Below are 2,076 nucleotides of genomic sequence, written 5' to 3' on the forward strand. Positions count from 1 at the left end.
GTCGTCGAGGTGATCGTCGAAGCCTCGCGCACCGGCAAGATCGGTGACGGCAAGGTGTGGGTGACCCCGGTGGACACCATCATCCGTGTCCGTACCGGCGAACGCGGAAGCGACGCACTGTAATTCGGTAGGGCACGCACGATAAATCGATCGAGCGGCGGCCCCGCTCCCACCGGGAAGACTGATCCGGTCGGGGCGGGGCCGCCCGCATGAAATGGTGGTGTGGGCTGTGGCACAGCGGAACGGTGGTATTCAGAACAACGGAGCGGCGGACCTGGTCAAGGCCAGGGCGCAACTGCTCGACGGAGCGGGCACCCGCAATCCGCGGCTCGATCCGGAATCGCTGCGCGAGGCCTTGGTCGATCTGTTCGAACTGTGGCTCACCAGCAAGGGCAACGAACTCGGCATCACCGCCGACAGCGGTCTCTCGCTCGTCGCGGTGGGTGGACTCGGACGCCGCGAGATGCTGCCCTACTCCGATCTCGACCTCGTGCTGCTGCACGACGACGTCGACCCCAAGGTGGTTTCGGAGGTCGCCGATCAACTCTGGTACCCGCTCTGGGACGCCCACATCAAGCTCGACCACAGCGTGCGCACCGTGCCGCAGGCGCTGCGGGTGGCCGCCGACGACATGATCGCCGCGCTCGGCCTGCTGGAGGCGCGCCACATCGTCGGCGACCGAGACCTCAGCAATCTGCTCATCGGCGGCGTGCGCCGGGAATGGCGCACCGGTATCCGGTCCCGCTTCGACGATCTGATCGCCCAGACCACCGCCCGCTGGCAGCGCAGCGGCGAGATCGCCCATCGCGCCGAACCCGATCTCAAGAACGGTCGCGGCGGGCTGCGCGATATCCAGCTGCTCGACGCGCTCTCGATCGCCCAATTGACCGACGCCATGCCGGGATTGGGCCCCGAGGTCCCCGGCGGCGGCCTGAAACAGGCCCACCGCAGGCTCCTCGACGTGCGCACCGAACTGCACCGCGTCGCAGGCCGGGCCCGCGATCAGCTGCGCGCCCAGGACGCCGACGAGATCGGCGCCGCGCTGCGCATCGGCGATCGCTTCGATCTCGCCCGGACATTGACCGATTCGGCGCGTACGGTGAGCTATTCGTGCGACGTCGGTCTGCGCACGGCCGCCAACGCGTTACCGCGGCGCGGCCTGGCCAGACTGCGCCGCATGCCGGTGCGCCGACCACTCGATGAGGGGGTGGTCGAGCACTCCGGCGAGGTGGTGCTGGCCAGAGACGCCCGCCCGCAGCGTGATCCCGGGCTGATCCTGCGTGTCGCGGCGGCGTCGGCGCAGACCGGGTTGCCGATGTCGGCGACCACGCTCAACAGGTTGTCCGAGGACGCGCCCGAACTACGCGAACCGTGGCCCAAGGACGCGCTCAACGATCTGCTCGTCCTGCTCGGCGCGGGTCGCGGCAGCATCGACGCGGTCGAGGCGCTCGATCGAACCGGATTGTGGGGCAGACTCTTTCCCGAATGGGGTGCGGTCCGCGATCTGCCGCCGCGCGATGCGATGCACACCTGGACCGTCGATCGGCACCTGATGGAGACGGTCGCCTACGCGAGCAGCCTGAGCACCAGGGTCGCCCGGCCCGACCTGCTGGCGCTCGGCGCCCTGCTCCACGACATCGGCAAGGGGCGGCAGGGCGACCACAGCATCGTCGGCGCCGAGCTGGCCACGCATATCGGCCGCAGGCTCGGAATGTGGCCTTCGGATGTGCGCACCCTCAGCGCGATCGTGCGCCACCACCTGCTCCTGCCCGACACCGCGACCCGGCGCGACCTCGACGACCCGGCGACCGTGCAGCACGTCGCCGACGCGCTCGGTGGTGACGTCGGCCTGCTCGAACTGCTGCACACGCTCGCCGAAGCCGACTCGATGGCGACCGGCCCCGGAGTCTGGGGCGATTGGAAGGCCTCGCTGATCGGTGAGCTGGTGCGCCGCTGCCGGCTGGTCATGGCGGGCGAGCCGCTGCCGCAACCGGAACCGATCGACCCGGAGCTTCTGGACAAGGCCAGGGCAGGCGGCGTGCACGTCACCCTCGCGCCCGGTGACGGCAAGCACAC

2 protein-coding genes are annotated in these 2,076 nt (G+C 69.8%); both read left to right on the plus strand.

The window, feature by feature from the left end:
• A partial coding sequence (locus ACFWF3_RS33595; protein ID WP_379318001.1) for a P-II family nitrogen regulator occupies window positions 1-123 on the plus strand: 123 nt, incomplete at its 5' end.
• Window positions 124-214: 91 nt separating this feature from the next.
• The coding region (locus ACFWF3_RS33600; protein WP_379317999.1) for a [protein-PII] uridylyltransferase at window positions 215-2,076 on the plus strand (1,862 nt) is incomplete at its 3' end.

Origin of the sequence: Nocardia sp. NPDC060220, assembly GCF_042727815.1 — a bacterium.
In the GTDB taxonomy this organism is placed as follows: Bacteria; Actinomycetota; Actinomycetes; order Mycobacteriales; family Mycobacteriaceae; genus Nocardia.